At 55.0% G+C, this 4,041-nt stretch carries 3 protein-coding genes; all 3 read left to right on the top strand.

From position 1 onward, the window contains the following. Positions 1 to 1,858 (top strand): ABC transporter permease (locus Q0239_RS02090; protein WP_298597666.1); only part of this gene is annotated, 1,858 nt, incomplete at its 5' end. 2 nt (positions 1,859 to 1,860) lie between these two features. Beyond that, on the top strand, positions 1,861 to 2,973 hold the full coding sequence (locus tag Q0239_RS02085; protein ID WP_298597663.1) for an ABC transporter permease: 1,113 nt from the start codon (positions 1,861 to 1,863) through the stop codon (positions 2,971 to 2,973). A gap of 356 nt (positions 2,974 to 3,329) precedes the next feature. Further along, positions 3,330 to 3,638, top strand: a complete 309-nt coding sequence (locus tag Q0239_RS02080) for a hypothetical protein (protein ID WP_298597660.1) — start codon at positions 3,330 to 3,332, stop codon at positions 3,636 to 3,638. Positions 3,639 to 4,041: the final 403 nt, after the last annotated feature.

Genomic DNA, 4,041 nt, shown 5'->3' with positions numbered 1-4,041 from the left:
CCTGTGCTCGAACGGCTGCGGCAAATCAACGACAATGAAGGCGTTGACTGGACTGCTGTCGACCAGCCAGGGCAACGCGAGGCTGTTCGGACACCAAGTGGATCCGAACGATATGACTGTCCGGCGCCGTGTCGGCTACATGTCGCAAGCCTTCTCGCTATATTCGGAGTTGACGGTTCGGCAGAATCTCGATCTGCACGCCCGTTTATTCAGCATCCCTTTGGATGCAATTCCCGCGCGAACCCAGGAGATGGCGCAGCGCTTCGATCTCGCCGCTGTTATGGATTCTTTGCCGGACGCATTGCCGCTCGGTATCCGTCAACGACTATCGCTTGCAGTCGCGATGATTCACTCTCCCGATATCCTGATGCTTGACGAGCCGACATCCGGTGTCGATCCCGTCGCACGCGATGGCTTCTGGCAAATTCTGTCCGACCTTTCGCGCAAGGATCATGTTACGATTTTCGTTTCCACGCATTTCATGAACGAAGCAGAGCGTTGCGACCGCATCTCGCTCATGCACGCAGGCAAGGTCCTGATCAGCGACACTCCGGCTGCAATAACACAGAAGAGAAGCGCTAAAACGCTCGAAGACGCTTTCGTTGCCTATCTCCTGGATGCCAGCGGACAGAAGGAAAAATCGTCCCCCACAACAACGCCTGTGCCGCTATCTTCGGCCGCGGCAGCTGACACACAGAATAAAGTCGACAGAAGAACAACGGCGAATCGGCTTTTCAATTTCCGGCGCATGTTCGCCTACACTCAGCGTGAGGCGCTCGAACTGCGTCGCGATCCGATACGCGCCACGCTCGCCACGCTTGGCAGCGTCATTCTGTTGTTTGTTTTGGGCTACGGCATCACGATGGACGTTGAAAACCTCTCCTTCGCGGCGCTCGATCGTGACAACTCCACGATCAGCCGCGACTATATTCTCCAAATTGCCGGCTCACGCTATTTCACGGAAAAGGCGCCGATTACTGACTATGCCGATCTGGATCAGAGGATGCGCAGCGGCGAACTTAGTTTGGCGATCGAGATACCTCCAGGGTTCGCACGGGATGTCTCACACGGCCGCAATGTTCAGATCGGCGCATGGATCGACGGCGCCATGCCATCGCGCGCTGAAACCATAAGCGGGTATGTGCAGGCCATGCACGCAAATTGGCTGACCCAAAAGGCTCGGGAGCTTTACGGGAGCGCCGCAACATCGGGTAGTTTCCAGATCCAGCTTCGTTATCGATACAACCCGAACGTCAAGAGTCTGGTGGCGATGGTGCCCGCCGTGATCCCGCTACTCCTCCTGATGATACCGACGATGCTCGCCGTACTCAGCGTTGTTCGGGAAAAGGAACTTGGGTCCATCATTAATTTCTACACAACGCCCGTCACGCGACTGGAATTCCTGATCGGAAAGCAAATCCCTTATGTCGTGCTTGCGATGCTGAACTTCTTGCTGCTGGTGATCTTTGCGATCTTTATTTTCCACGTGCCGTTTACGGGAAGCTTCATGACGCTCACCGGTGCGGCATTCCTCTATGTCGTGGCTGCGACCGGCATGGGCCTTGTCATATCGGCTTTCATCACCAGTCAGATCGCAGCAATCTTCGGTACGGCCCTGCTGACAATGATTCCTGCCATGCAATATTCTGGGCTTATCGATCCGGTGTCGTCCCTTCAGGGAGTCGGCGCGTTCATCGGGAAGATTTATCCGACCGCTTATTTCGTCACCATTGCGCGCGGTGCCTTCTCCAAGGGGCTCGAATTTTCCGACTTGGCTGGTTCGTTCGTACCTCTCTTCATCGCGATTCCCGTCTTGTTGGGACTGGGCGTTGTTCTTCTCAAAAAGCAGGCGAATTAGCCATGCGCCTGACCAATATCGTTCAATTGGGTATCAAGGAATTGTGGGGACTCATTCGTGACCCCATGATGCTGGCGCTGATCATCTACGCTTTCACCATTTCGATCTATACCGCATCGAAAGCAATGCCGGAAACACTCAATCGAGCAGCGATTGCAGTGGTTGACGAGGATCAGTCACCAATATCATCCCGCATCATCACGGCGTTCAATCCTCCTTACTTTTCGATTCCGAAGCTGATTACTCAATCAGAGATGGACCGCCGCATGGACGCTGGCCTGGACACCTTCGCGCTCGATATCCCGCCGAACTTCCAGCGCGACCTCCTGGCCAACAAATCGCCTACGATTCAGATCAACGTTGACGCGACCCGCATGTCGCAGGCCTTCACGGGCAGCGGATACGTTCAATCGATCGTCACCAGCGAGATAAACGAATTTCTAAAGCACTATCGGGCGGCAAGTACCGTGCCCATCGAGCTTGCGCAACGGGCCCGCTTCAATCCGACGCTCAACAAGAGTTGGTTTAGCGCAATTAATAATGTGATCAATTCTATCACCATGCTGTCGATCGTCCTGACCGGTGCCGCCCTTATCCGCGAGCGCGAGCACGGGACGACGGAGCATCTTCTTGTCATGCCGGTCACGCCATTTGAGATCATGGCAAGCAAGATCTGGTCGATGGGCTTCGTAGTTTTGATCGCCTCCGCGTTTTCCCTTGTTTTCGTCGTTAAAGGCTGGCTTGCGGTTCCCATACAAGGATCGCTGGCACTTTTCTTGTTCGGCGCAACGCTGCATCTGTTCGCTACCACCTGCATGGGCATCTTTCTCGCCACCATGGCGGGTACGATGCCGCAGTTTGGTTTGCTGCTGATGCTCGTTCTTCTTCCGCTTCAGGCATTGTCCGGCAGTATGACCCCACGCGAAAGCATGCCCGAGATTATTCAGAACATCATGCTGGCAGCGCCGAACACGCATTTCGTGATGCTGGCGCAGTCCATCCTGTTTCGAGGCGCCGGTCTTGATGTGGTTTGGCCGCAGCTCCTGGCGCTTATCGTGATTGGATCAGTTCTTTTTTTCCTGTCGTTGAGGCGCTTCAGACAGTTTCTGAGATAGAATCGGAATGAGCTTTAAGGTTCTGGAAACCGCGCACTAAAGCGGATGGGTTCAGGTTGAATCGATTTTGGATTGAACGAAGTCGCTTGCGCGGCAATTGAGGGAAGAGTCGCAACAGCAAGCTCCTGTGTGAGAGGATCGCGGGTTTTCGAAACACAATCCTTCAGACAGGAGTTTTCGCAATGGCTGAGATCAGCCTCTTTGCCGCCGTATGATTGAGGGCATGACGGTTCGCAATCTGTCGCCGCAACGCAGTGATTCGACCTTGCCGCGGTATCGAAGTTGAGCCGGTATTTGGTCGGTCGTCTGATCGTCCCGAGCTGTAGGATATCCGCGTCTTTCAGATCCACTTGGTGGTGATCGAGATATCCTGGCCGGCACTCGATCAGATCGTGTGTGCGCAACACCTTTTCTACGATGTGACGCTCGGCCAAGATGCCATTTCGGAGCGCATCAGCTATGCACGCCAGCCGAGCAAGCTGCCGGTGGCGTTGGGCATCGACAAGGTCGCGTGCTTCCTGGATACAAGTCCAAGCCTGAAGAGCCGCACCGCGCTGACGACGGTCTATTCTGCCGTACTGTGCATGTCGGAGGTGGTTCTATTTAAGATTACCGACATCGACAACCGGCGGATGGTAATCTGGGCAGAGCAGGGTAAGGGCTGACCGTTACGTCATACTCTCTCTCCGCAATTGTTGAGGATTTTGCGGAGTTATTGGTGGCCCGCGCGGCCGCAGCGCTGGCTGTTTCCTGGCCGTGGCATTCAATGGGGCCGTGAGGAACGATCACGCAGCCCACCAACGCTTGGCAACAGTTTTCGGCGTGGTGTTGAACTAGCGTGCCGAAGAGGATGAAACTGGGCACCGCTAGGTTATTGTGGAGGTCTTTGTAGTTGTTGCGTCGGCGTTCCGCAGTTGGCTCGACGCACCGGCTTGTGCCTTGTCGTCGTGTCCCTGTTCAACTGACTCCCGATCAGTCACGGGTCGCCTCGTATTGCAGATAGGATCACTCAGCAGTCTCAGACCATTAAGAACAACAAGGACGGTACCGCCTTCATGGCCCAGCACG

The sequence above is a fragment of the uncultured Sphingorhabdus sp. genome, assembly GCF_937872355.1.
Classification (GTDB): domain Bacteria; phylum Pseudomonadota; class Alphaproteobacteria; order Sphingomonadales; family Sphingomonadaceae; genus Sphingorhabdus_B.
The sequence above is the reverse complement of the archived record's forward strand: the minus strand, read 5'-3'. Positions and strand labels throughout refer to the sequence as shown.

Bases quoted from the DNA above. Each gene is read 5' to 3' on its own strand.
- Q0239_RS02085 (WP_298597663.1), top strand. From the start codon at position 1,861: ATGCGCCTGACCAATATCGTTCAATTGGGTATCAAGGAATTGTGGGGA.